Source organism: Bradyrhizobium viridifuturi, from assembly GCF_001238275.1.
Classification (GTDB): Bacteria; Pseudomonadota; Alphaproteobacteria; order Rhizobiales; family Xanthobacteraceae; genus Bradyrhizobium; species Bradyrhizobium viridifuturi.
Window position 1 is genome coordinate 158,043 of record NZ_LGTB01000010.1, and the last position, 23,398, is coordinate 181,440.

Below are 23,398 nucleotides of genomic sequence, written 5' to 3' on the forward strand. Positions count from 1 at the left end.
AAGGACCATAGCCTGACTGGTCATGACGTCTTTTTGGACAGAACCTCTTCTAGTCGTGCGACGAGAATGGCTCGCTTGTTCGCGGACAGCTTATCCAGATTCTGCTGGCGCCAGCGCACGGCGGGCAAGTCGGCGGCGCCAGGTACGGCTAGCAGATCCCAGTTGGGCTGACCTTTTTCAAACGAGATCAGAAACTTACGATGATTGTCGGGCATATCGCCGACAATCGACTTTATCAATGCCGCTCTCGCAGCGAGCAGATCCGCAAGCTCGACGGGATCACGGCTCATGCCAGCGAAACCATGCTTGAACGCATCCTCGATATTCTTAAGCGTCGGCGCCAGCACTTCCGACATCGGCCGGTCGTGGCTCAGTAGGTAGACGATGAAGGCCTTGCGTAAGTCGTCGCTGATGCCTTCGTTGGCAATCAGATCGCGTACATCGAAAAGGTCACGGGGATGCTGACGATCGAGGGCTGCAACAATCTTGCCGCCATAAAGATCTTCGAATGATACGGTTCGCGCCTCAGCAAACCCGAACTCCTCTTCAACAGCCGGTTTGACCGGAACTATTGCTGGCTCGAAGACGCAACCACGTAGAACGGGCGTCACTTCAATCTTGATCTGTACGCCTTGTGAGCGGACGATCAGTTTGACGACGGCATTTTCGGTCTTGCTCTCGGTGATTTGCGCATCGGGAATTTTTGCTTTGATCTTACTGGCAATGCGTTTCATGGCGTCGTCGATATTGGCCAACGATTCCGTTCGCGGCGCTACGGGCAAATAGGTGAGATCGATATCGACCGACAGACGTGGAAGATCGCGAACAAACAAATTGATCGCGGTACCGCCCTTGAGAGCAAAACAGGCTTCATCCGTCACGAAAGGCAGGGCGCGGATGAGCAGGGCAACTTGCCGCTTGTAGACATCAGCGAACGCCATGCAAATCCTCAGGCACCGTTATGTGGTAGGTTGGATCGAGAACACCGCCTTTGACAAGCATACGCTTACCACTGCCGAGATCGACATTTTCTTTCTTGACGTGCTTGAGCCATGGATGCTGATGCCGATCGGCAAAGAAGAAGAACAGCCGCTTCACCTTCACACTGGTGCAGTCGTTCAGTAGTTTCTGCAGGCGTTTTGGCCGCAGATTGCTGAGGCCGCCGAACAGGGCGTCAACCTGATCAAAGCTCTCGTGGTGTGGCAGCTCATCGAGCAGCTCAAGAACTGCGCGTTCCGGCGTTGAGAGTGTCAGGGGCCAATCCCACTGACCCCAGGTAAGCTCCGTGACCTCGCCGCCACGAAAACTCGTCGCGTCGCGGGCCTCGCCTTTGTCGACGTTCCATCTGAGGCTACCCAGCCCCTTGGTCACCGGCTCGTTTTTGAAGAGCCGTTGGTCATTGTGATAGACGAAGCGGGCCTTAAGCGGCAGTTTGGAAACCCAGCCGGGCGGCGCCTTGGGGCCGTACAAATGGACGGGCGTGGCCGGTGACTGCGCGAGGTAATGAGCATAGCCCTGCAATTCGAGCGCCGTGCGTCCGCCGACGACGAGCGGCGAGTAATTCAGGATAGTCTGGAGCGAGATCACGACCTGCTGCCAGCTCAAAGTCCCACGGGGCCGGCGAAACACACTGCGGGTCGGCTGTTCGAGCCAACCTGATTTGACATAGAGGTGTTGGAGCTGCGGTGAGTAGCCCTGAGCCGTGAGCCATGCGGCATCCACAAGCATTCCCTCGGGAAGCTTGCTGGCGAGCTGGTTTAGAAGTCCTCCTTTTTCTCTATTCATAATTTATAATATAGCACATTTTAAAACCAAATGCCAGTTTGACAATTCCTAGAAAGATCAATTATGTATTGATATATGGCAGGAAACGTAAACCGACATCGGCTTGTTGACGCCTTTGAAGCAGATGTTGCTCCTCGAACAAATACTGAACAAAATAGCATATGACTCAGGAATCGTATCAACCAGCGCAAGTCGCTGCTCCGTCGGCGACGGGCAATGCCGGACCTCAGTTCGAGGCTAAGGTCGGCGCATTTTATGTTCTGCCTTTGCTGTCCGGCAGCGAGCCGCGCGGCCTGCCCGGCGCCACCGTCCGCAGTGTCGCTTTTCAGCAGCGCGTTGCCGAACATCCTCTGGATGATGTGGTCATCAAGGCAGTCAATCGTGATGGCTCACCGGCAACGCTCGAGATTCAGGTCAAACGCACCCTCACCTTCACCGCCTCGGATAAGGAATTTCGCGAGGTTGTCGGACAAATCTGGGAAGCGGCGCAGAAGCCCGACTTTGAGACGAGCCGCTATGAACTTGCGGTAGCGATCGCGCGAACGACCACGCGTATCGAGCAGGCATACCAGGAAGTCCTGCACTGGGCGCGTCAACTCCCCGATGGCGCGACCTTTGCGGCGCGCATTGGCCGCCTCACATTCGCATCGGACGGGATGCGCAGCTTCATCGAAGTCTTCCGCACCAATCTCGCATTGGCCGGAGCGCCTACGGATGACCAGACGGTTTGGCGGCTACTTCGCCGATTTCAGATTCTGGTCTTTGATTTCGAGTCAGTGGCCTCCGACTATGACCATCGAGCCCGCGAACATTTGCGCTGGATCCTTCCTCTCGATCAGGCTGACCGTGCCAATGAACTCTGGTCTATTATCATCGATCAAGTCGGAGCAGCCGCGCGCGCGGCTGGCGCAATGGATCGGGCCACGGTCGTTACGGCGCTCCAGCAGCAGCACGGAGTTCACTTCACGGCGCATGGCTATGTGCGGCCGGTCTATGAGCGCCTTGCGGAAGCTACCGAGCAGGCGCTTGATGAAATAGATGAAACCGTTGGTGGTGCTCGTCTTGCACGCAATGGGTTGATCGACGAAGCGTATAATCTCCTTCAGCAGCATCCGGTGATGCTGATCGAGGGCCGACCAGGCGTCGGCAAATCCGGCGTCATGAAACACCTCGCAGTTCGTCTGCAAGCAGAGAGCTGTGTCCTGGTTCTGCGCCACGGCAGAATTATTGCTGGCGGCTGGTCCGTGATGGCCCATACAATCGGCTGGGCCGGTTCGCAGGCGGAGCTATTTAATGAGCTTGGAGCTGGCGGCGGCGCGATGTTGTTTGTCGACAATATCGATCAGATCGACAACCAAGGTGAATGGGCGACGGTGACCGATCTGCTGTCGCAAGCAATCCGCAGCCAGGGATGGCGTGTGGTCGCAACCTGTGGGGTCGAAAGCGACGACTGGAAAACGAAGCTTCCCGCCCGTATGAGAGCTGCTGGTATAAGCTGCTTGGCAGTTGGGAACCTGTCGGATGAGGAAAAGGCCGAGCTATCTTCGCAAAATCAGGCACTGGCTCTGATTTTAGCTGACGGTCATCCAGCTAAAGGAGTTGCCGAAAACCTCTTCTACCTGTCGCGCATGGTTGAGCTCGGCGTCGGCGAAGTCGCTGGCATGGCGACCGAACTTGATCTCGCATGTTTGTGGTGGCGATACGGTGCTGGCCGCTCCGAGGATGATCGAAGATTTGCACGCTTGAAGGCGCTCCGCACGCTCGGCGCACAGGTGATCTCGAACCCATCACAGGCGGCTTTCAATGTCGACAGTCTCGATTCTGCGACCGCGGCTGAATTACTGCGCCTCGAAAGCCTGCGTGAGGAAATCAAGGGTGCAAGCGTAACGTTCCGCCACGATGTTCTTCGTGACTGGACGATTGGATTTCAGCTGCACGAAGACGCGAGCCTCCTGGCAACGCAATCAATGGAAAGGCCATTGCCAGTTGTCTTGGCTCGGGGCCTGGAGATAGCAGCACGGTTGGCGCTGGCGGATGATCCGACCGGTCAGCGTTGGCTGGCACTTCTTGCTATTACAGAGCGCGAAGGCAGTCACGGAAGCTGGAAGCGACCGGTCTTGCTTGCACTTCCGCGCTCGGAAGATGCTCTGACACATTATGTCGCGCTGGCGCCGGTCCTTTTGGATGCGGGCGGGCGACGTCTGCGCGAAATCATCCGGCTCATGATCGCGGTTGAGTCCGAACCTCTTGCTGCTCTGATCACACGCCTCAGGCCCGACATTTCCATTCCAGCCGGTGCGGGCGATCTTATCGCGCCGAAAGGGCCCAGTTGGATTCCACTCGTGGTCTGGCTGACGACCTCGGCCAAGTCTATGCCGACCGAACTCATTCCGGACGCCGTCAAGGTGTTTCAGGCCTGGTTGATGACGACGCAGGGCCACGGTTATCCAATCAACGCTCAGATTGTCCAAATCCTCTTTGATTGGCTCGCGCTAATCGAATCCCACCTGACGCAGCGCATCTATAGGGACATCAGCGAGCTTCCGCCAAGCCTCAATATTGATCATCTGGACGATGTGCGTAACGAAATCCGCATGATCGTGTTCACTTACGCGAACCTCAATCGGGCGGCTGCGGAACGTTACCTCTCCCACCTCAATTCAGAAACGATCCGCTATCACGATCAGCAAGCTCTTTTGAAATCGCCCGGCACACTGCCCGAGGCTGCGCCAGGGCCATACGCAGATTTTGTGCTGGCGGCGCTGATTGAGAAAGATGATCCGGACAGTTACCATTCGCGACGCAGTGAATACGGCCCGTTCGAAATCCATGAGCACGTTTTTCTGGATATCCCGCCGGATGGTGGTCCTTTTCTGACCGTCCTGAACAGCTCTCGCGATGACGGATTGCGGCTCATTCGAGGCCTAGTCGAGCACGCGACGAATTGGCGCCGCGAGCAATACCAGAAAAAGCGAATACCGTTTCCGCAGATCAAGATTTCATTTTCTGACAATCAGAGAACCTTCGAGGGCGATCTCACGATCTATCTCTGGGCGCGTGCCGCGGGCCCCTCCCTCATCACAGCCACGGCATTGAGAGCGCTTGAGGCCTGGGGCCATATCCAGATCGAAACGGGACGTTCGTTCGATGATGTTCTGCAGGACATTCTTGGTCCCGATGGCTCGAGCGTCGCGTTTCTCTCCGTCGCAATAGACCTTAGCCTGTCGCATTGGTCGGTTGCCGCGGAAGCAGCTTGGCCCTTGGCGGCCAATCCTCGGTTGCTACAATTTGATGAGGACCGATTCAGGCACGACATTACTGCTGCCAGTCGTCCTTCAGGGGTGTTAAGGCAGCGGAATACAGCCGCCATTCGCGTGGACCTGGATGTGCAGCCGTCTCGACGCTCGCGCTTATTCGACCAGATCGGGCGCTATGTTTTTGGCGAAGACACCGCGATACTCACACAGCTTCGGAGCGCGCTCGAACTGGCCCGTGATGAACTCGGCACCGAAGAGAAGGCTGGTCAAGATCAAGCTGGTGAGTTGCGCGCAACGGTTGTCCGCGCCCTTCGGATGACGGATGCGGCGAATTGGGAGGCGGTGACGCGCACCTTGCAGGACGGCACGCAGGTCGATGCCTATCAATTCAAGGAGGCTCCTGAAGAACAGCAAGAGCGCGAAGACCAGGCGCGCGCAAGCGCTGGCCTTCAACGCATGAATATACGGCTTCGAATCCAGGCCGCTCTCCTTGAGCCCAGCCAATCAACTCCGGAACTGCTGCAGGAAGCGCTCGATTGGGCAAAAGACCAGCCCACGGAAGTTCTATCGACGTCAGACGACGAGGACGATAACTATGACGCCGAATGGGACCGGCGGGCCGTGGTGATGGCTGCGGCACTCGCCGCGCGTGATTATGAAGCCGCGGATCGTGCCGATGTGATGAGTTGGGCCGTGCCCGTCTTGCTGGCTGCATCAACACAACGAGACAGGGAATATCTTGGTAATCAAATTGAATACAATGCGACGGCGATCGCAACGCTTGGAATCGTGTCCGTCTTCCTGAGAGGCGCAGACAACATTAATCGGAGCCATATCCTGTGCGCCGCGGGACAAGACCATCCCGCCGTGCAGGAAGCACTCGGCCAAAACCTGCAGCGTCTCGGTCAGATCGACGATCGGCTTCCGCGATCAATCGCGCGTATTGTCATGATCCGTGCTGTCCACACGCGCCGGGCCTTGAGTGTCAAGCAACAAAAGGTGAATGACCAGCGTGATCGTCAGATGATCGATGCCGCTATCGACGCCGAACTGCGTTGGCTCGACGGAGAAGATGGAGAGCCAGCATGGCCCACGTTAGCGCCTTGGCGAACAAGACCACGCCGCGAAATTCGTCTCGGAGACAATGGACATATCGAAGACGATGATCCGGAAGATCAGCCGCCGAGCCATATTGTCGACGAGAGAGCGATAGGTGCACTTGTTCACCACCTCATCGGCTTCACGATCGGCGACCCGCCGGTCTGGGTAAAGAATTTGGCCGTTCACCTCATGGCGTGGACGGACGAGGCAAATGGACCGCACGATAAAGACCTGCGCGAGCGCGACCATCGGCCGGACACCTGGAATATCAATTTCTTCGATTTTCTTGGCATTTTGAGCGTTGCCCTGCCGCATTCGGAGGTGGTCAGCCTGTTTTTGAATTCCATCGTGAAATTCAATGACGAGGCGTTCCATGATGTGATGGCATCGTTCCTTCGCGGCTATGATGGGGCAACGGTGGCAACTGACACTAAAAATCCCGAGAATCCAGCTGACGTTCGCGGATTGCTGGCAGATCGCATTAAGCGCGCCTGGAACTATCGGCGCCTGGGGCGAGAGAAAGGATTTACCAGCGAAACGCATGCGGGTGATGCCCTGAACGCGATGTTCTATCAGCCGTCGCGCTGGGCCAACACGGGACGTCCAACGATTCCAGTCAATTGGCCCGGTTTGTCGGCAACCATCGCAACATTAACGGACCTTGTGGTAGGGGCTCCGACGTCTGGTTACCTCGCCAGCCTCTTCCTGAATCTGGCTGAATCTTCGTACAATAAAGTTCTTATCCCATTCGTGATCCAGGCTATGGAGGCCTGGTGCTCGGCCTACGGCGTCGACCGAAATTTCTGGGCAGAGAAGAATATTGGCAGCCGCGTCTGCACCTGGTTCGATTCAGCTTTAGCGAAAGATGCCACGGTACATGACGCTCTGACTGAGCGGGCTGACCAACTTTTCAAATGCCTCGATATTCTTGTTCAATCGGGCGTTGCTCAAGCACGCATTCTCGAGGAGAAGATCGCCAACGCTGGCGACACTCGTAAGGCCAGTTAGGCGACCTTCTCGGATCGGTTCAATAGGGCTTCGATCTTTTTGATGTTTAGTTAGGCGCGCATTTGTTTATCTCCATGCGCGGAGCGAGGCGATCGCTTGATTTGCCTTTGTCAATAGTGCGCGCAACGGAGGACATTCGGGATAGTATTGCGCGAGCGTCGCCACTACCTCGGCAAGACTGGCGATGTGCCGCTCGCGGCCCGCAGGAGGCACCGCGAGCGGATCATCCTTCGGCAATCCTTGATAGTAGAGATTGAAAAAGACCTCGTCCGACAGCTCGTCGCGCTTGTACTCGCACTGAACCCAGTTATCGAGTTCGCAGCGAATGGCGTCGACCCGCCGGTAGACGCCTGCGCGCTGACGAGTATCGACCAATACCGATTTCAAAAGGCGTCCAACAGCCTTGTGCCCCTCGACCGGCATTTGGGCCTTAGGTCGGCGGCTCGGGCCGGATGGGAACAAGGCATATTCAACCGAGTTGTTGGTCCCGCGAGGTCGCTCTGACTTCGGCATAGCTGCCTTTGCCTTGGTCTCAGCCAAGCGGCCCGGACTGACGAATTCCGGCAGGAAGGGCCTGGACTCGCCACTCCAATCCGCAACCACAATGGGAGCCGGGGCCGCGGCGAGCTTCAAGATGATCGGGTCCAGCGAATAACCCTTCGAGGTGTCGGCCGCGAGAAAAAGCCATGATCCACCGTCTGGGTTATACATGCCTTTCCAGGGTGCCGCGGCCACCGTCCAGCCATGCTGCGTTGCCCATTTTAGCTGCTCTGCCGTCACATCACCCTGGCTATAGGGCTCATTCGCCCGAATATAGATCTTCGTGGCGGGATCAAACCATGCGCTATCGTGGTCGGATCCTGGCATTCGGTTCTGGAAATCCCCTCGCGGCAAAGAACGCTTGGCCTTTGACGGCTTCAGATTCGTCGCATCAATGAACTGGAGGGTACGCGCTGCGGCACATGCTGCCTCCTGCGCCGCCAGCTTGGACGAAGCGGTGTAGGTGTCCGCGATATGGTCAGGACCCTCGCGCCGCATCGCGATCAGTCCGCGCGCTATCTTGTACTGCGCTGGGCTCACCAGCGCATCCAGCGGCTTGCTAACCATCATTTTGAGGATTTCGCGCCCAGTTGCTTTGGTCGCGCGGTCACGCCATGGCACCGAGATATAGATTTCACATGCCGCTTGTCGTGGCTTCGCATTAGTACCCAGGCTGCGACGCGCGTGCGTGAAGTTTTCGCAGCCAGCCGCCTTGGATGCCATATCCAGTGCGACGCTATGCTTCAGGCCATTTGCCTTCTTGAGACGGTTGGCGAGTTGCTTAATCCCCTCGATCGAGGAAGGACGAATGTGATCGTGCGACATGTCCAGTCTCCTGGCCCTTAGCGAAGCGTCGCCCGTCAACCACCTCTCGGACCCGACTGACATGCGGGAACGATGCATCAAAGCAGTGCCTCAACGGCTTCGCTACGACGGGCGGCAGGCTCCTGCCGGGAGCCAATCCGTACCATACCAGAAGTTGAGTATTTTGAAAGGGCCGGTCGGCTACACACGGCGCAAATGGCATCGGATGCTGTCGGGGGGACGACCGATCGCCGAGCAAGTGGATAGTTGCGCAAATCTCGGGCAGCGAGACAATTCGCCGCCTCATCAACAGCGAGTGCGAGGGGCACATGCGCGAAAGCTTCTTCCATGCTGCGTCTATGCTGCGTGGAGCTAGCAGCAAGAATTGGAAGCGATTGAAAAATCACGAGAATTTTTTGGAATGATGACCGTGCGGAAATTCGCGGAGGATCTCGTAAGAAACCCAATGAAATCGGGCTCTTTGTACTATTTGGGAACGAAAAAGGTGCCAAAATCAGTGACTTCGAGTGGAATCAAAATCCGCTTGTCTTCAGATTTAGGCGAACTCGCTCACGCTTCCGCGCCGAATTTCCTCAAAAATTTCGCGGGCCTCAGGGGGCGGGGCGACGCAAAAAGTTCGATACGTATCCAGGAAGGCCCACCAATTTCGTTAATAATAATATGTGAGGACACTTTTTACGACGGCCGAATTTCCGCTCGTTTTTTTTGCCGATTTTTGAGCTTGAGAAAACCGAGGGTGGTGCCTTCAGGAAATCTGCCTCATGAAACCTGCTGGTCGACGTGGCACCACAGCCGGCGATCCGGACCAGGCGACGGCTCGCTCGGAGGGTAGAGGTTACTCCCAAATCGGGAGCGTGCAGCAAACGCTCCTCCGTCCAGGACTTACGCCACCCGATTTAGTTGTTCCACCAGCTGCCCGGCTTCTCCTCCGCATGGGCGAGCCAGGTCTCCGGCACATCGCTTCTCCTGTTCTCAGATGCAGGATTGATCGCGCCGGCAATATGTCCGCTCGCGCCGAGAACGAAATGAACGACTCCACGGAATAGCCAGTAATCTGGTAAGCAGAGCGTTCCAACACCCCTCTACTTGAGGGCTTTCCCACAGACGATACAATGGCCATAGACGAGTGTAAAAGCATGCCGCTGCTGCTCCCTGCACCAGCCTTATGGCGACAAGCAATATCAATGAGTGAAATTGTCGATTGCCAAATTCAATCCATCGAGATTGAAGGAGAATGTAACGAACTCCGCACCGACCACGCATTTCTGCGGCCCGACTGTAGGCACTATGCACCCGTCGTCAGTACACAAGCGGCCTGTTGCCCCGAATACGATATCCAATTAACACCATAGTTGGTCTCACGGATGAATTCGTCGAAAGCTAGTCTTTCATGCTTCTCGAACCCTACGTAGTTGAAGTATTCGTCAAGCACGATAACGCATCCTGGACGAATCTGAGACTTGAGCCCCGTAAAGATACTTTTTGTGCTTGAATATATGTCGCAATCGACGTGGATGAACGCAACGGGCAGCTTGCGCTGAGCAAACAACGGAATCGTCTCATCAAACAGACCAACAATAAGCTCTACGTTCTCCGGAACGTCAGGCGCCTTGCCTCCACGATCGAAGTCCACTGGAAGATATCCATTCCAGCGCTCCGGCAGGCCATTAAAGCTATCGAAGCCATAAAACTTCCGCTCCGGAAATCGCTCGGCCATGGTGCTGATGGTGTAACCGGTATAGACACCGAACTCGAGAGCAACACCCGCATCCGCTTTTGACAAGGCATCAAACCTGAACTCATCATGATCGGCAAAAAAGACAGCATCAGGCATTTCTGTACGGATTATCTCAATCGCTCGTTCTTGTGCAATCACAGACAAAGTACGAAACAAGCTATGATTTGTTCTGGGTAGCCCGTACATTTCCGCAGCGGTTACAAGTTTGCGCAGGTGTTCATTTGCAATGTCCTGCTTGCTCAGCATTGTCGACAAAGCTTTGGCTACCTCGCTGGAAGATTTCGCTAACCGATCAATTGCTGCCAATAGGCGATTATCAACCGTTTCTTTCATCGCGTCATTCCCTTTGACTACACAAATTCAATTGCTCTCGCCGAGCCCGACGAATTTATCTCAACGATCCTCTGAAAAAAGCGGTTGTTTCGAAGAAGAATTTCATGAGACAGGTAAGAGCGACTCGATTTCGGACCATAAGAACAACTGATTTGCTGCTGCTGCGACTACCAAATTCAGCAAAGTCCAAGGTTGACGCGGCAAAGATCCCGACGCTGGAGCAATTCGAAGAATGGGCGCCGAATTTCGCATGGCCGGTAGGCCGCTGGCGCCGGTATCAGGCGGGGGTGAGCCAACTCTTCTGCTCGTGCTGCTGCTGGGTCACGACCGACACTCGACGATGCCGATGATCGGTATGTCGATGATCATTACCAACATGAGGTGATGCCGTCGAACAGCATGCTCATAGTGCAGATGATCAGTTGATCATCGGGTATCTGGCACTTTGGCCTCGGCCCGATTGGCGTTCAATTCAGTCAGGTCTCAGCCGCACTACGTCGCGATCCGGCTGGTAGGCCGATCCGAGAGAATCCTGTCGTCGAACGACGATCGAAAGCCTCGTTTTCGATCACCAGAAGCGCGATATCTGCTTCACCGTACCATTTTGCGCTTCGGTCACTGGTAACTAACGCTCGCGGTCTGACAACGGGACACGCCGACGTACTTCTGAGAGTTAGATTTCTACTCAACAGACTTGTAATCCTCGTTCGCTTGAATTCGAGATTGCGCCTGACGGGCCCGTTCGTCGATCGCGCGTCTGGCCGCGGGACGCGCGTCCAATTCTGCGGCAGCGACGCTGTTGGCGAACGCCAAGCCGTTTCTCCGTATCAGGAAGCCTCGCTTTTTGAGGAAGCGGCCCTCGTAGTCCGCCCTGAGCCTGCAAACCTGCCGGATGTCGCCGACGATGCGGAAGGCCAAACCGCAAGGAATCTGCGGCGATCATTTCCTCCAGCTCAACTAGACCAAAACGAAATGCAACCCGGTATCATAGATGGCGGTCGACCAGTTCCGATAGATCCTAAGAACCTTCCGGTTGAACATCGCGCACAGTCTTGATGCTTCTCGACCACCCTCGGATCCCACTCTTCAGCCCCGCGGAGGCATCACCTGCCTCACCAACGTCATAAGCCCTCCATCCATAGTTCTCACATCGGCGCCGTATCCATGCCGCTGGTGACTCGTTCTGCCCTCCAGAAGCTTAAGCTGGAACGCCGCCTGCGATCCTGATCGAATGCTCGTTCGTGTCTTCCTCAACGAATCCTTGGGAAATCGCCAGAGCCGAGGTCTCGAAGGCAACGGATTCTTTCCCATTAAATGAACCGGCCCCGCCCTTTACCGGAACGTTTCAAATTATAGCGATCGTTCGCGGCACTCGTTCACCGCCGCCGGCCAATCCTCGAAGCACACGCGGGAGCTTCTCCCGCGCACGAAGAAACTTTGCCGCAGGCGACGTGCCTGGCCGGCGCAAAAATGGATGTGCGACGTGTCCTCGGCCCCCTCAAGCATCTGCAGGCGAAAACTGCCTTATCGGGACTGCCACGTAATCGTCTCAGGACCGGAAGATCCGGCGGGCCCGGGTACCCTCACCTGTATCGACGTCGAGACCGGCACGTTCGTCGGTAACGCTCGGATCGCCGATCGGTACTGTCGTCCGATCGGGGACGAGGAAGTCACGCGGATGGTCGGGGGAGCGTACCGATTGGCCTCGATCGCGGTGGATTTGGAGACGGATCTCCTGTCTCGCCGCAGCAGGCGCATTTCGGATATCCTGCGGACCCGCCGACGTCTCTGGCGTCGCCGCTGCCACGCCAGACTGCACGCTCTCGGCTGATTTTTCGCGCCGCCCGCGTCTTGCAGGGCCGAACCCTTAAAGTCTTGAGCACGAATGTAGCGCGATCACGGCCACTTCGGACCGGCCGGGAAATCATCCGGATCAGGCTCGTCGGCATCGACTCATCTTCCTGACGGCCGGTCAGCCGAGCGCAGGTATCGTCGAGGAGCCGCTGGCCGACCTGCTGCCAGATCGACTCGGGACCGTACAGTCGTAGCGCTAGCGCCGGCGTCCGCCGGTCCTTTGTTCGAATCCTGGATGTCCCGATGGCGCCATTACATATCTGCCCCTCTCCTCGTCCTCTCTCGGGAGGCCCTCATTAGCGAGTTCGGGAAGGCAGGCGATGATGAATATCCTTATCAACCTCAATATCGAAGCAAATGGCGGATCCAATTATCGCCAACAGGATCGCTCTTGATCTCGGACGCGCCCTACCTGCCATTCGACAGATAAGGCTCCGTTCAAGGCGCCCTGAGAAGACCGCGAGAGTCTTGCTGTGGACATGGACGCCACTGGTCTGATCGAGACCGTTGACCTCCCGACAGCACACGTCCCGGTCGCTCTAGCATCCCCACCGGCAATGGAGAGCTATTCCACGAGAGGGACATCTCATGTGCGCCAAGGTTGGGGATGTCCCCCTATTCGACTTACTCTCCCCCCTCGTAGAAGAGCTCCAGCGGCAGACCGACCATTGCCTTTCCGATCCAGTCGCGCGCGATGACATTGGAGGGCCCCATCGCGATCGCTGCACGGGCGTCGCGATAGGCGCGCTCTATCGGACCGCGATGATAACCGTAGCCGCCCGTCACCGTCAGCGCGGTCGCGGCGACCTTGTTGGCGACCTCGGCGGCGTGCACCTTGAACTCGGTCAGCGGAATCAGGATCTCGCTTTGCGGCTTGCCGGCACGCCAGAGCGCGTCGAGCTTGCCCGCGAGCTCGTTGCGCCACGGTCGCAGCGTCTCGACCAGCACCTTGGCGGCACCGAGTTCCTGGCGGATCGCCTGATAATCCGACAGGCTCTTGTTCCTGTCCTTGTGCACGAAGCTCGTGGTGTGGGCGATCGCCGCGTTCAACGCGCCGCGCGCCACGCCTTCCCAAACCGCGCCGAGCCCGATCAGATAGACCGGCGAGACGCCGTCATAGATGATCTCCTTGCCCTGCCCTTCGGCGCCGAGCCGGTCGCGTTGCGGCACATGCACATTGCTGTAGCGGATCGCCCCGGAATGGTTGGCCCGCACGCCGAGCGCATCCCAGGGCCGGGACTCGATGCCCTCGGCCTTGCCGTCGACGATGAAGAAGATGATGTCGGCCTGATCCTTGGCATCAGGCGTGCGCGTCTGCACCACGTAATAATCGGCCTGGCCCGAACTCGTCGTGAACGACTTCTCGGCGTTGACGCGATAGTCGTCGCCGTCGCGCGAGGCTTCGGACAGATTGTACCACCAGTGCCCGCCGGTGGCGCGTTCGCTGGTCGAATAGGTGCCGAGCAGGCCGCCATTATTCGCCTTCAGCCAGCGCTCCTTCTGATCGGTGTTGCCGAACAGATTGATGGTCTGAGCCGCGCCGACATGCATGACGTAGATGAGCCCGGTGGAGGCATCGGCCTGCCCGATCCGGTAGGCGGCTTCCGCGAAGTCCAGATGGCCGAGGCCGAGCCCGCCGAACTGCGGCTCGTTCAGCACGCCGGTCCAGCCGGCCTCCGCCAGCGCGCGAAGGTTCTCGCGCGGAAAGCGGCTCTCGCGGTCGTTGCGGTCGGCATGCACCTTCACCGTCGCGTCGATGGCGGCATCGAGCCTGGCATAAACGTCGTCGTCGATCCTGCGTGCTAGATTGTCGTTGGCCATGGTCAGTCTCTCCGGGTTGCAATCATGCGACAGCCTCGCGCGGCTGCCTTGGGCGCGGGTCGGCCTGCGACGATCCGCCGAGATAGTGGGTCTTGATGTCGGCGCGCTGGCGCAGTTCGGCCGCGCGGCCGGCCAGCACGCTGCGCCCGTTCTCGAGCACAACCGCATGGTCGGCAAAGCGCAGCGCCACGGTCGAGTTCTGTTCGGCGACCAGGATCGACAGCCCCTGCTCGCTGTTGAGCTGCTTGAGCGCCCGAAAGATGGCCTCGACGACCAGCGGCGCGAGGCCCATCGACGGTTCGTCGAGCACCAGCAGCCGCGGACGCGACATCAGCGCCCGGCCGATTGCCGTCATCTGCTGCTCGCCGCCGGAGGTCAGTCCGGCGAGCGTGCGGCGATGCTGCTTCAGCCGCGGAAACAGCTGATAGATGCGGTCGAGGTCCGCGGCGATCTCCGCCCGGCGCGCATCGCGCCCGATCGCGCCGGTGACGAGGTTCTCCTCCACCGTCAGCGAGGCAAAGCAGTGCCGCCCTTCGAGCACCGGAACGAGCCCGGCGCGCACCAGCGTCGCTGCGGACGTACCCGCGACATCGCGGCCATCGAAAACAATCCGGCCCGCGGTGATCTGGCCGCGACGCGCCGAGAGCAGCGCCGAGATGGCCTGCAGCGTGGTCGACTTGCCGGCGCCGTTGGCGCCGAGCACGGCGACGATCTCGCCGCGCCGCACGGCAAGCGAGACGTCGCTGACGGCCGCGATCGCGTAGTTGTAAGTCGCGGCCAGACCTTCGACCGAGAGCAGGGTTTCGCTCATCTGTTGATCCATCGTCTTGAGGGACGCGGGAGCTGAACAGCTCCCGCGTCCCTGCGGCGTCAGTTGCTGACGGGATCGTCGCCGGAGCTCCGCACCTTGATGCCGTGCTCCTTGGCATAGGCGGCGGCCGACTTCTCGATGATCGGGCGCAGGAAGGCCCAGTCCGGCGCGATCCAGCCGGAGACGACCTTCCACTTGCCGCCGTCCCACTGCTGGAAGGTGACGCGGCCGTCGCCTTCGTGATTGTCCCAGGTGACGTTGATCGAGTGGAACAAATCCTTGGCGCCGAGCGCTTCGACCCGCGCCGGATCGAGCTGGAGATGCTCGAAGCCCCAGCGCACTTCATCGCCGGTCAAGGTGCGCTTGCCGAACTTCGCCTGCGCGATCCGGATCGCCTCGACATTGAGGATGCCGTTCACGATGCCGAGATTGTGGTAGACGCTGCCGATCCGCTTCTTGTCGTCGAGATTGCCCTTGCCGGCGCCATAGACCGTCTTGATCACCTCCTGCAGCACCGGATATTGCTCGCCGGAGGCCTGCGTGGTGATCGCGATATAGCCCTTGGCGGCGTCACCGGCCGGGATCACGTCTTCCTCGGAATTGGACCAGACGTTGCCGATGATGTGGTCGGCCGGAAAGCCGACCTTCTGCGCGGTCTTCAGCGCCACCGGATTCATCACACCCCAGCCGCGCAGCACCACGTAATCGGGCTTCGCGCGCCGGATCGACAGCCATTGCGACTGCTGCTCGTTGCCGGGATGCGGCACCTCGATCTGCTCCAGGCTGAACTGGTACTTGTCGGCCAAGAGCTTGTAGATCGGGATGGTCTCCTTGCCATAGGGCGAGCCGTGATAGAGCACGACGATCTTCTTGTCCTTCAGCCTGTCGACCCCGCCCTCGCGGCTCGCGATGTAGTTCACGATTCCGGAGGTCTCGCTGTAGGGATTGAGCAGCAGTGGAAACACGTAGGGGAACACGCGGCCGTCGGTCGAATCGGTGCGGCCGTGATTGATGGTGATGAGCGGCACCTTGTCCTTGGTAATGCGGTCGATCATGGCATAGGCGATGCCGACCGACAGCGGATTCCAGGCGGCAACGCCGGGGCGCCCCTTCAGCCGTTCATAGACCTCGACGCCGCGCTCGACCTCGTACTGGGTCTCGCCCTCGTCCCAGGTCAGCTTGACGCCGTTGACGCCGCCGTCGCGGATGTTGATCAAATTGAGATAGTCGATGAAGCCGCCGAAGAAGCCGGTGCCGCCGGCCGCATAGGGACCGACCCGGTAGCTCTGCAGCGGGAAGAACTGCTCGTCGGCCCGCGCCGCCGATGCTGTGGCCAGCACGGAGGCCACCGCGGCGGCGAAGGCAAATCTCAGATATCTCGATTTAATCATCTTGGGTCTCTCCAGTGGTGCGAAATGTCAGGTGTTGCGGATGGCGGCCGGCCGCGCGACCGCGCGCCAAAGCCGGTCCCACAGCGCGATCAGGCCGCGCGGTTCGGCGATCAGGAACGCGATGATGAGCACGCCGACGACGATACGCTGGCTCATCTCCAGCACGCCGGAATCGAACACGCCGCCGAGCAGGGCCGCGCCGGCGCGTGACAGGAGCAGCGGAAACACCACGATGAAGGCGGCGCCGAGAAACGCGCCGCGCAGCGAGGCCAGTCCGCCGATGATGATGATGAACAGGATCTGGAACGAGCGATCGAGGTTGAAGCCGGCCGGCTCGACCGTGCGCAGATAGGCGAAGGCCCACAGCGCGCCGGCAATGCCGATCAGGAACGAGGAGGCGCCAAAAGCGAGCAGCTTGGTGCGTAGCAGCGGCACGCCGATCACCTTGGCGGCGAGTTCGTGGTCGCGCACCGCGATGAAATTGCGGCCGCTCTGCGCGCGCAGGAGCCGCTGCGTCAGGACCGTCGCGACCACCACGACGCTCAGCGAGAAAACGTAACGCTCCGCCGGGCTGGTGAAGGTGAAGCCGGCCACGCTGAGCACCGGGGCATCGATCACGCCGGACGGATTGTCGTTGGAGAACCAGCCGAACTTGGTGAGCGCCCATTGCACGAAGAACTGCGCGGCGAGCGTCGAGACCGCGAGGTAGAAGCCGCGCAGCCGCAGGCTCGGCAATCCGAACACGATGCCGATCGCAGCCGCGATGAGGCCGGCGAGCACCAGATCGACCAACAGCGGCAGCTGCGGCAGCCGGAGGTGAAGGTTGTAGGTGGCATAGGCACCGACCGCGAGGAACGCGGCGGAGCCCAGCGACACCTGCCCGGCGTAGCCGGTGAGCAGGTTGAGCCCGACCGCGGCCAGCGCGAGCGCGAGGAACGGCGTCAGCACCGCGTCCATGAGATAGTCGGAACCGAGCAGCGGAACCGCGCCGAAGGCGACCGCGGCCCCGACAGTGATCGCAAAGGCTCCGGCGCCGGGCAAGAGCTGTGCCGTCGATGGTGCTGCGCTCATGGCCTAGACCCTTTCGACCAGCTTCTGCCCGAACAGCCCCGACGGCCGCACCAGCAGCAGCACCAGCGCCACGACATAGGCCGCCCAGGCCTCGATGCCGCCGCCGAACAGCCGCCCGACATAGACTTCGGAGAGCTTCTCGATGGCGCCGATCAGAAGTCCGCCGATGATCGCACCGGCGATCGAATCGAAGCCGCCGAGCACCAGCACCGGCAGCGCCTTCAACACCACCAGCGACAGCGAGAACTGCACACCGAGCCGCGCGCCCCACAGCAGGCCCGCCACCAGCGCGACGATACCGGAGGCTGTCCATACACTGGCCCAGACCCGCGGCAGCCGCAGGCCGACGGCCAGCGCCGCGAACGGATCATCGGCGACCGCGCGGAACGACAGCCCGGTGCGGGTGTAGCGGAAGAACAGCGCGAACAGCGCCACCAGGCTGCCCGCGACCGCCGCGGCGAACAGGTCGAACCGGCTGATGAAGACCCCGGCGATGTCGAGCGGCACGTCGCTGATCCCGATGTCGAGGCCGTGGACCTGGGTGCCCCACAGCAGCTGCGCCGCGCCCTCGATCACATAGGACAGCCCGAGCGTCGCCACGAACAGCGTGGTCGGCGGCTGGTTGACCAGCGGCCGCAGCACCGCGCGCTCAACGCTGACGCGGAGCACGACCATGATCGCGAGCGTGATGACGAACGCGACCGGAAACGAGCTGCCGCGCTCGACCAGGCTGACGAAGGTCAGCGCCGCAAACAGCAGCATCGCGCCCTGCGCGAAATTCAGCACGCCCGAGGTCTTGTAGATCAGCACGAAGCCGATCGCGACCAGCGAGTACATCACCCCCGACAGCAGGCCGCCGACCAACACCTCGATCAGGAACTGATAATCGAACATCAGACCGCAAGCTCCGTGATGTCCTGATGCGCAACGCCGAGATAGGCGTCGATCACGGCCTGGTCGGCTCTCACCTCGTCGGGCGTGCCGTCGGCGATCTTGCTACCGTTGTCGAGCACCGCGATGCGATCGGACAATCCCATCACGACGCCGATATCGTGCTCGATCAGCACGATGGTGGCGCCATAGCTGTCGCGCGCATTGCGCACGTGCTCGGACAGCTCGAGCTTCTCGCTCAGTGTGACGCCGGCGAACGGCTCGTCCAGCAGCAGCAACGTCGGTCGCGCCACCAGCGCCCGCGCCAGCTCGACCCGCTTCTGCAAGCCATAGGGCAAGGTTCCGGCGGCGCGCTCACGGACCTCGCCAAGATGCAGGAAGCCGATGACGTCCTCGGCGGCGGCCCGATTCTCCGCATCGATCCGCCGCGCCAGCGGCGAGCCGATGATCTGGCGCAAGAAGCCTGAGCGGACGCGATGCGCGAGCCCCATCAGGACGTTGTCGAACACCGACAGCCCCTTGAAGATCGCGAGATTCTGGAACGTGCGCGCCACGCCGTGCGCCGCCAATCGCGCCGTCGGCACCTGGGCGAAGGCGCGCTCGCCGAGCCAGACCTCGCCGCGGTCGGGCCGGTAGAGCCCGCTGATGACGTTGAGCAGCGAGCTTTTGCCGGCGCCGTTGGGCCCGATGACGGCACGGATCTCGCCGGGCGCCACCGCAAGATCGACGTCACGCAGTGCGGCGACGCCGCCGAATGTCAGCGCGATCTGGCTGAGGGCCAGCACCGGCTGCGCCGCGCGATCCGCGGCCTGTGCCGGCCGCCGCTCCGGAACATCGGCTGTCGCCGTTGCACGCGTCTTGCCTTGCGCCGGAGCCGCCTCCAGCGCAAGGACCTCAGCGTTCGTCACCATCACCGTCACGTCGAAAGGCTCCCCATCACTCGGCAGCCTCGGCATGCGCGCCGGTCTTTGCCTCCAGCGCACGGACCAGCGGAATGACGCGGCCGCCGAAATACTCGACCTCCTCCTGGAAGTGCAGGAAGCCGAGCAGCACGAGATCGACCCCGACCTCCTTCAGCGCGACGATGCGCTCGGCGATCTGTTCCGGCGTGCCGATCAGATTGGTCTTGAAGCCGTCATTGTACTGGACGAGATCCTCGAAACTGGATTGCGCCCAATTGCCCTGGCCTTCCGGCGAGGCCTTGCCGGCGTTCTTCACCTCGTGCCCGAACGCGTTGACCGCCTCCGGATCGGCCTTGACGATGATCTCGTCAAGCACGGCGCGCGCCTCGGCTTCGGTGTCGCGCGCGATCGCAAAGGCGTTGACACCGATCTTGACCGAATGATTGTTGGCGCGCGCCTTCGCCCTGATGTCGTCGATCTGCTTCTTGATCTCCGCGACCGAATTGCCGTTGGTGAAGTACCAGTCCGACACCCGCGCGGCCATGTCGCGCGCGGCACGCGAGCTGCCGCCCTGGAAGATCTCGGGCAATGGATGCGCCGGCTTCGGCTTCAGCGTGTAGTCGGAGAAGCGGTAGAAATCGCCGCGGAAGGTGAAATTGTCCTGGGTCCAGATTCCGCGCAGCGCGCGGATGAACTCTTCGGAGCGGCGATAGCGCTCGTCGTGATCGAGCCAGGGCTCGCCGATCGCGGTGAACTCGCCGCGAAACCAGCCGCTGACGATGTTGACGGCGACGCGGCCTTCGGTGAGCTGGCTGATGGTGGCGATCTGCTTGGCCGCGACCGCCGGATTCCACGGTCCGGGCAGCAGCGCTGCGATCACCTTCAGCTTCGTGGTCGCGGCGAGCAAAGCATGGCTGAAGGCGACCGGCTCATGCTGGAACTCGGCGCCATAACCGGCGGTGAAGCGGATCTGGCTCAGCGCATAATCGAAGCCAGCCTGCTCCGCGATCTGCGCCAGGCGGCGGTTATAGTCGATGTCCCATCCGGTTCGCTGTTCGATCTTGCTGATTACAAGGCCACCGGAAACATTTGGAACCCAGTAAGCGAATTTGACCTGATCATGGCTGTTAGTCATTGGAATTGCCTCAAACGTTGGACGTGACGGGGTGAGGAAGGCAGCACGAAGCGTTCGCGCGGGCGCCCATCCAGTGGGTTACAGCGCGGCTCATGCGAGCTGCCGGCAGATTTGAACTAGGGGAAGGGTGGCCGATCAGTATCCGTGATACGCGCCGGCACACGTTCGCTGCGTCAACAACACACCGTTCGACACGATGTCAGCGGCGCGGCGCGACTTCGAGATCGGTCAAACGGGCCATTGCAAGTCATCCGCATTCCCCTCGCAGGCAGCATCGGCGAACGATCAATAGTCTCAGAGAAAGCAGAGACGAGCGAGTCCAAGGCAATCTCTTTTTCAGCCAGTCCGGGAAAGCGGTATTCTTTTGTTGATGCAAAATGCATCGTTTGATGCTGAGCGGTCGATTTTCTTCGGATTGAACGTGCCGCTAAGCACCGAGCGACGCTTATAACGCGCTGGTATTGCGTCTAGCCCGAGCCTTGCTGCTCCATTCGGTAAGGCGAGCATGCATGCGCGAAGAGAGGCGGAGCTGACTATCGGACCAATGTGGGTTTTGGCGCCTCCAGGAGGTGTCGGCACATTCTTCCAGCGATTGGTAATTGCCCGATGAAGCCAAAAGCATTTCTCTGTCGAAGCCAATATCAATTACCGCATGATAGGCCGGAGTGGCCGTCCGGTTAGAGATGCGAGCAATAATCGGGATAGCTTTTTTTGTTTTTGGGTTTCTGCGTGGCAACCGAAGCCACGGTATCAAAAGCGATATGGCAATATGTGTTTTTGTACCTTAAGCTGGATCTGCAATGCTCAGGAGGTTGCCAGCATGGATGGTGCAGACTCGATGTCTGATTTGGTCGATTTCGCGTTCGAGATCGCTGGCAGCGCAGGTTCTCACGCCACCGAATGGTTTCGACGGCCGATAGACATCAACACGAAGGATGACGAGAGCCCCGTTACGGAGGCAGATCGGCGTGTCGAGGAAGCCATCAGAAAGGCGATTTCCGCTCGATTTCCAGAGCATGCGATTTTCGGTGAAGAATACGGGATCGAGGGTGATCTCGATTCGCCTACGTGGGTGGTCGATCCCATAGATGGCACGCGCAGCTTCATTTCCGGGTCTCCGCTTTGGGGAACGCTGGTCGCGCTCGCTATCCAAGGGCGTTCACAGATTGGCGTCGTCGAGATGCCCGCATTGCGGGAACGCTGGACGGGCGCAACCGGCCTGGGTAGCTGGTTTGTCAACTCGAGCGGCCTTCGCACAAAATGCCAAGTTCGCGACTGCCGACGCCTCGCCGACGCGAACTTCTACGCCACGTCGCCCCTCTATTTTGCAGAATCAGAACGCGATCAAATCCTGGGCATCAGCCAAACTGCCCGGATGTGTCGCTTCGGCGGCGATTGCTATAATTATGGATTGCTTGCATCGGGACACATCGACCTCGTCATCGAGACGCGGATGGAGCCTTACGATTTCATGGCGCTGGTGCCGGTGATCGAAGAAGCCGGCGGCATTGTCACCGACTGGGAGGGCAAGCCGCTCACGATCACCTCCGGCAAGCGGGTCATCGCTGCAAGCACGGCAGAACTTCACGCCGAAGTTCTGCCCTTGCTCTAGAAACGATAGAAGCGCGGCTGAGTCGGTCAGTTACGTGGAAGGATGGGCGCCAGCATCATGTCGGTTGGACGCATCGAGCCTATTGTCGTGTCGCGCTATGGCCCGAAGCCGACGATAGAAACTGCTAAGATACTGGGGAGCATCTATGTGACAAGAGGAACGACGGCGTCACATTCGATCGATGTTGGCAACGTTCGGCACGCTAAGCGTTGATCGGCTGACGGAAGATTTTGGAGTGTCGCTCGAAACGATACGCCGCGATCTCATGGAAACGAAAGAAAGCGGAGAACTCCGCCGGGTCCGCGGCGGAGTCGTTCCGGTTGCCAAGGACAAGGAGGCTCCCTGCCAATTGCGCACTGCCGTACGTAGTCGCGAGAAAAGAGCGATTGCCAGGGCAGCGGCAGCAATGGTCGAGGCCGGTCAGACGATCCTTTCGACGCGGGAAGCACGACAACTACCCTGGCCCAACGCTCAGCTCAGATGGAAGGGCTTATTGTCGTCACCAACTCTCTGAATGCCGCCAAGTGCTTGACTTCCGCGGGCGATTGCACGCAGCGCGGAAACAGGGGTTGATCCTGGGTGGGACAGACGATCCGCCCGCAACGCTCGGGGCGAATACCGTCAATGAGATAGCTCGCTACCGAGCGGATTTCGCGATGGTCCCTCCGTTCGGTTTTCGATGCGACCGCTGGTGCGATGAGCTACATCCCGACGAAATAGAGACAGCGTGAGCGACGTTTGATCATGCGCGCAAGCGCATTATTCTCGCCGACTATTCCAAAGTGGGTGTCGTTAGCCGGGTTCATATTGCGCGCTGGTAGACGCAGACTGCGTGATCGTCGACGTCAGGGCCCGTCAGAACGCCATGTTTCCGCAACTGTGCTCAGTCAATTCGAACGTAGTTGTCGCTTGGGGACTGCGGCGCATCGAGAGGCACGTGCGGCATTTTCTCCATCCCCCACATAACTAGATTCCAAATTTGTAAAAACTAAGCGACCGCTTGCGGCTCGCGCCATCGTGCCGCCATCGAATTGCTCAGAAGTGAGCGGAGCGCGTGTCCGATGCTGCCTGCGATACAGCCGCGCATCCGGATCGCTCGTGGACACGTGCGCGCGGTTGCTGCGCGATTGTCCGCGGAAGTCGCTGCCGCCCTCGTCATCGCCGTCCTTCTTGAAACTCTTGCCCGGCCCAAGCCTAGATCAACGTGCGATCCACACTGAAATGTTCGCCGACAACCAGCCCCGGTCAGTGGCGATCTCCACCACTTTGTTGAACAGCGCGATCACCGCATCGTGTTCGATCAGTCGCTCGCAGTTCTTGCAA

At 59.7% G+C, this 23,398-nt stretch carries 16 protein-coding genes and 1 pseudogene; 4 read left to right on the plus strand and 13 right to left on the minus strand.

Annotation, left to right across the window (positions count from 1 at the left end; genetic code table 11):
• Positions 1-20: 20 nt before the first annotated feature.
• Complete coding sequence (locus ALC15_RS11435; RefSeq protein WP_050402916.1) at positions 21-941, minus strand: nucleotidyl transferase AbiEii/AbiGii toxin family protein; 921 nt, start codon at positions 939-941, stop codon at positions 21-23.
• Positions 928-1,785, minus strand: a complete 858-nt coding sequence (locus ALC15_RS11440) for a type IV toxin-antitoxin system AbiEi family antitoxin domain-containing protein (protein WP_050402915.1) — start codon at positions 1,783-1,785, stop codon at positions 928-930. The genes ALC15_RS11435 and ALC15_RS11440 overlap by 14 nt, the downstream gene beginning before the upstream one ends.
• Positions 1,786-1,946: 161 nt before the next feature.
• Between ALC15_RS11440 and ALC15_RS11445 the strand changes: the two genes are divergently transcribed.
• A complete protein-coding gene (locus ALC15_RS11445) occupies positions 1,947-7,151 on the plus strand; it encodes a hypothetical protein (protein ID WP_050402914.1) in 5,205 nt (1,734 codons plus the stop codon).
• Positions 7,152-7,217: 66 nt separating this feature from the next.
• Here the strand turns inward: ALC15_RS11445 and ALC15_RS11450 are convergent, their stop codons facing one another.
• Together ALC15_RS11450 and ALC15_RS11455 are read right to left on the minus strand one after the other, a co-directional pair.
• On the minus strand, positions 7,218-8,516 hold the full coding sequence (locus ALC15_RS11450; protein ID WP_244486029.1) for a DUF5623 domain-containing protein: 1,299 nt from the start codon (positions 8,514-8,516) through the stop codon (positions 7,218-7,220).
• Between the two features lie 1,285 nt (positions 8,517-9,801).
• Entirely contained in the window at positions 9,802-10,587 is a 786-nt protein-coding gene (locus ALC15_RS11455) for a class I SAM-dependent methyltransferase (protein WP_094193823.1), read from the minus strand.
• Positions 10,588-10,819: 232 nt separating this feature from the next.
• On the opposite strand from ALC15_RS11455, the gene ALC15_RS45450 reads away from it, so the two are divergent.
• On the plus strand, positions 10,820-10,972 hold the full coding sequence (locus tag ALC15_RS45450; protein ID WP_157113573.1) for a hypothetical protein: 153 nt from the start codon (positions 10,820-10,822) through the stop codon (positions 10,970-10,972).
• Positions 10,973-11,268: 296 nt separating this feature from the next.
• Here the strand turns inward: ALC15_RS45450 and ALC15_RS45455 are convergent, their stop codons facing one another.
• The 8 genes from ALC15_RS45455 to sfnG all read right to left on the minus strand — a co-directional run bounded on the left by ALC15_RS45455 (position 11,269) and on the right by sfnG (position 20,463).
• A complete protein-coding gene (locus tag ALC15_RS45455) occupies positions 11,269-11,505 on the minus strand; it encodes a hypothetical protein (RefSeq protein WP_050402912.1) in 237 nt (78 codons plus the stop codon).
• Between the two features lie 1,560 nt (positions 11,506-13,065).
• Positions 13,066-14,262 carry an acyl-CoA dehydrogenase family protein gene (locus ALC15_RS11465; RefSeq protein ID WP_050402911.1) on the minus strand — a complete coding sequence of 399 codons (1,197 nt, stop codon included), beginning with the start codon at positions 14,260-14,262 and terminating at the stop codon, positions 13,066-13,068.
• A 22-nt stretch (positions 14,263-14,284) separates the two neighbouring features.
• Positions 14,285-15,073, minus strand: a complete 789-nt coding sequence (locus tag ALC15_RS11470) for an ABC transporter ATP-binding protein (RefSeq protein ID WP_050627301.1) — start codon at positions 15,071-15,073, stop codon at positions 14,285-14,287.
• A 59-nt stretch (positions 15,074-15,132) separates the two neighbouring features.
• Complete coding sequence (locus tag ALC15_RS11475) at positions 15,133-16,464, minus strand: ABC transporter substrate-binding protein (protein ID WP_050402909.1); 1,332 nt, start codon at positions 16,462-16,464, stop codon at positions 15,133-15,135.
• A gap of 27 nt (positions 16,465-16,491) precedes the next feature.
• Positions 16,492-17,535, minus strand: a complete 1,044-nt coding sequence (locus ALC15_RS11480; RefSeq protein WP_050402908.1) for a branched-chain amino acid ABC transporter permease — start codon at positions 17,533-17,535, stop codon at positions 16,492-16,494.
• 3 nt (positions 17,536-17,538) lie between these two features.
• The gene (locus ALC15_RS11485) at positions 17,539-18,429 is read right to left on the minus strand and encodes a branched-chain amino acid ABC transporter permease (protein ID WP_050627302.1); all 891 of its coding nucleotides are present in this window, start codon (positions 18,427-18,429) and stop codon (positions 17,539-17,541) included.
• Positions 18,429-19,337, minus strand: a complete 909-nt coding sequence (locus ALC15_RS11490; protein WP_094193836.1) for an ABC transporter ATP-binding protein — start codon at positions 19,335-19,337, stop codon at positions 18,429-18,431. Before ALC15_RS11490 ends, ALC15_RS11485 begins: the two co-directional genes overlap by 1 nt.
• A gap of 25 nt (positions 19,338-19,362) precedes the next feature.
• The gene (gene sfnG / locus ALC15_RS11495) at positions 19,363-20,463 is read right to left on the minus strand and encodes a dimethylsulfone monooxygenase SfnG (RefSeq protein ID WP_050402905.1); all 1,101 of its coding nucleotides are present in this window, start codon (positions 20,461-20,463) and stop codon (positions 19,363-19,365) included.
• 820 nt (positions 20,464-21,283) lie between these two features.
• Between sfnG and hisN the strand changes: the two genes are divergently transcribed.
• Both hisN and ALC15_RS47890 read left to right on the plus strand, forming a co-directional pair.
• Positions 21,284-22,075, plus strand: a complete 792-nt coding sequence (gene hisN / locus ALC15_RS11500) for a histidinol-phosphatase (protein ID WP_050627328.1) — start codon at positions 21,284-21,286, stop codon at positions 22,073-22,075.
• 172 nt (positions 22,076-22,247) lie between these two features.
• Positions 22,248-22,589, plus strand: coding sequence for a DeoR family transcriptional regulator (locus tag ALC15_RS47890; protein WP_430648787.1), 342 nt, complete (start codon positions 22,248-22,250; stop codon positions 22,587-22,589).
• A gap of 553 nt (positions 22,590-23,142) precedes the next feature.
• Here ALC15_RS47890 and ALC15_RS46125 read toward each other — a convergent pair.
• Positions 23,143-23,394 (minus strand): annotated as a pseudogene (locus tag ALC15_RS46125) (IS5/IS1182 family transposase); the annotation flags it as partial.
• Positions 23,395-23,398: the final 4 nt, after the last annotated feature.

What these genes read in the sequence shown, in the direction of transcription:
- ALC15_RS11465 (WP_050402911.1), bottom strand. Translation starts at nt 14,262, where the DNA reads ATGGCCAACGACAATCTAGCACGCAGGATCGACGACGACGTTTATGCC.
- ALC15_RS11475 (WP_050402909.1), bottom strand. Translation starts at nt 16,464, where the DNA reads ATGATTAAATCGAGATATCTGAGATTTGCCTTCGCCGCCGCGGTGGCC.
- ALC15_RS11455 (WP_094193823.1), bottom strand. Translation starts at nt 10,587, where the DNA reads ATGAAAGAAACGGTTGATAATCGCCTATTGGCAGCAATTGATCGGTTA.
- ALC15_RS11440 (WP_050402915.1), bottom strand. Translation starts at nt 1,785, where the DNA reads ATGAATAGAGAAAAAGGAGGACTTCTAAACCAGCTCGCCAGCAAGCTT.
- ALC15_RS11450 (WP_244486029.1), bottom strand. Translation starts at nt 8,516, where the DNA reads ATGTCGCACGATCACATTCGTCCTTCCTCGATCGAGGGGATTAAGCAA.
- ALC15_RS11480 (WP_050402908.1), bottom strand. Translation starts at nt 17,535, where the DNA reads ATGAGCGCAGCACCATCGACGGCACAGCTCTTGCCCGGCGCCGGAGCC.
- sfnG (WP_050402905.1), bottom strand. Translation starts at nt 20,463, where the DNA reads ATGACTAACAGCCATGATCAGGTCAAATTCGCTTACTGGGTTCCAAAT.
- ALC15_RS45450 (WP_157113573.1), top strand. Translation starts at nt 10,820, where the DNA reads ATGGGCGCCGAATTTCGCATGGCCGGTAGGCCGCTGGCGCCGGTATCA.
- ALC15_RS11435 (WP_050402916.1), bottom strand. Translation starts at nt 941, where the DNA reads ATGGCGTTCGCTGATGTCTACAAGCGGCAAGTTGCCCTGCTCATCCGC.
- ALC15_RS11445 (WP_050402914.1), top strand. Translation starts at nt 1,947, where the DNA reads ATGACTCAGGAATCGTATCAACCAGCGCAAGTCGCTGCTCCGTCGGCG.
- ALC15_RS11490 (WP_094193836.1), bottom strand. Translation starts at nt 19,337, where the DNA reads ATGGTGACGAACGCTGAGGTCCTTGCGCTGGAGGCGGCTCCGGCGCAA.
- ALC15_RS11470 (WP_050627301.1), bottom strand. Translation starts at nt 15,073, where the DNA reads ATGAGCGAAACCCTGCTCTCGGTCGAAGGTCTGGCCGCGACTTACAAC.
- ALC15_RS11485 (WP_050627302.1), bottom strand. Translation starts at nt 18,429, where the DNA reads ATGTTCGATTATCAGTTCCTGATCGAGGTGTTGGTCGGCGGCCTGCTG.
- hisN (WP_050627328.1), top strand. Translation starts at nt 21,284, where the DNA reads ATGGATGGTGCAGACTCGATGTCTGATTTGGTCGATTTCGCGTTCGAG.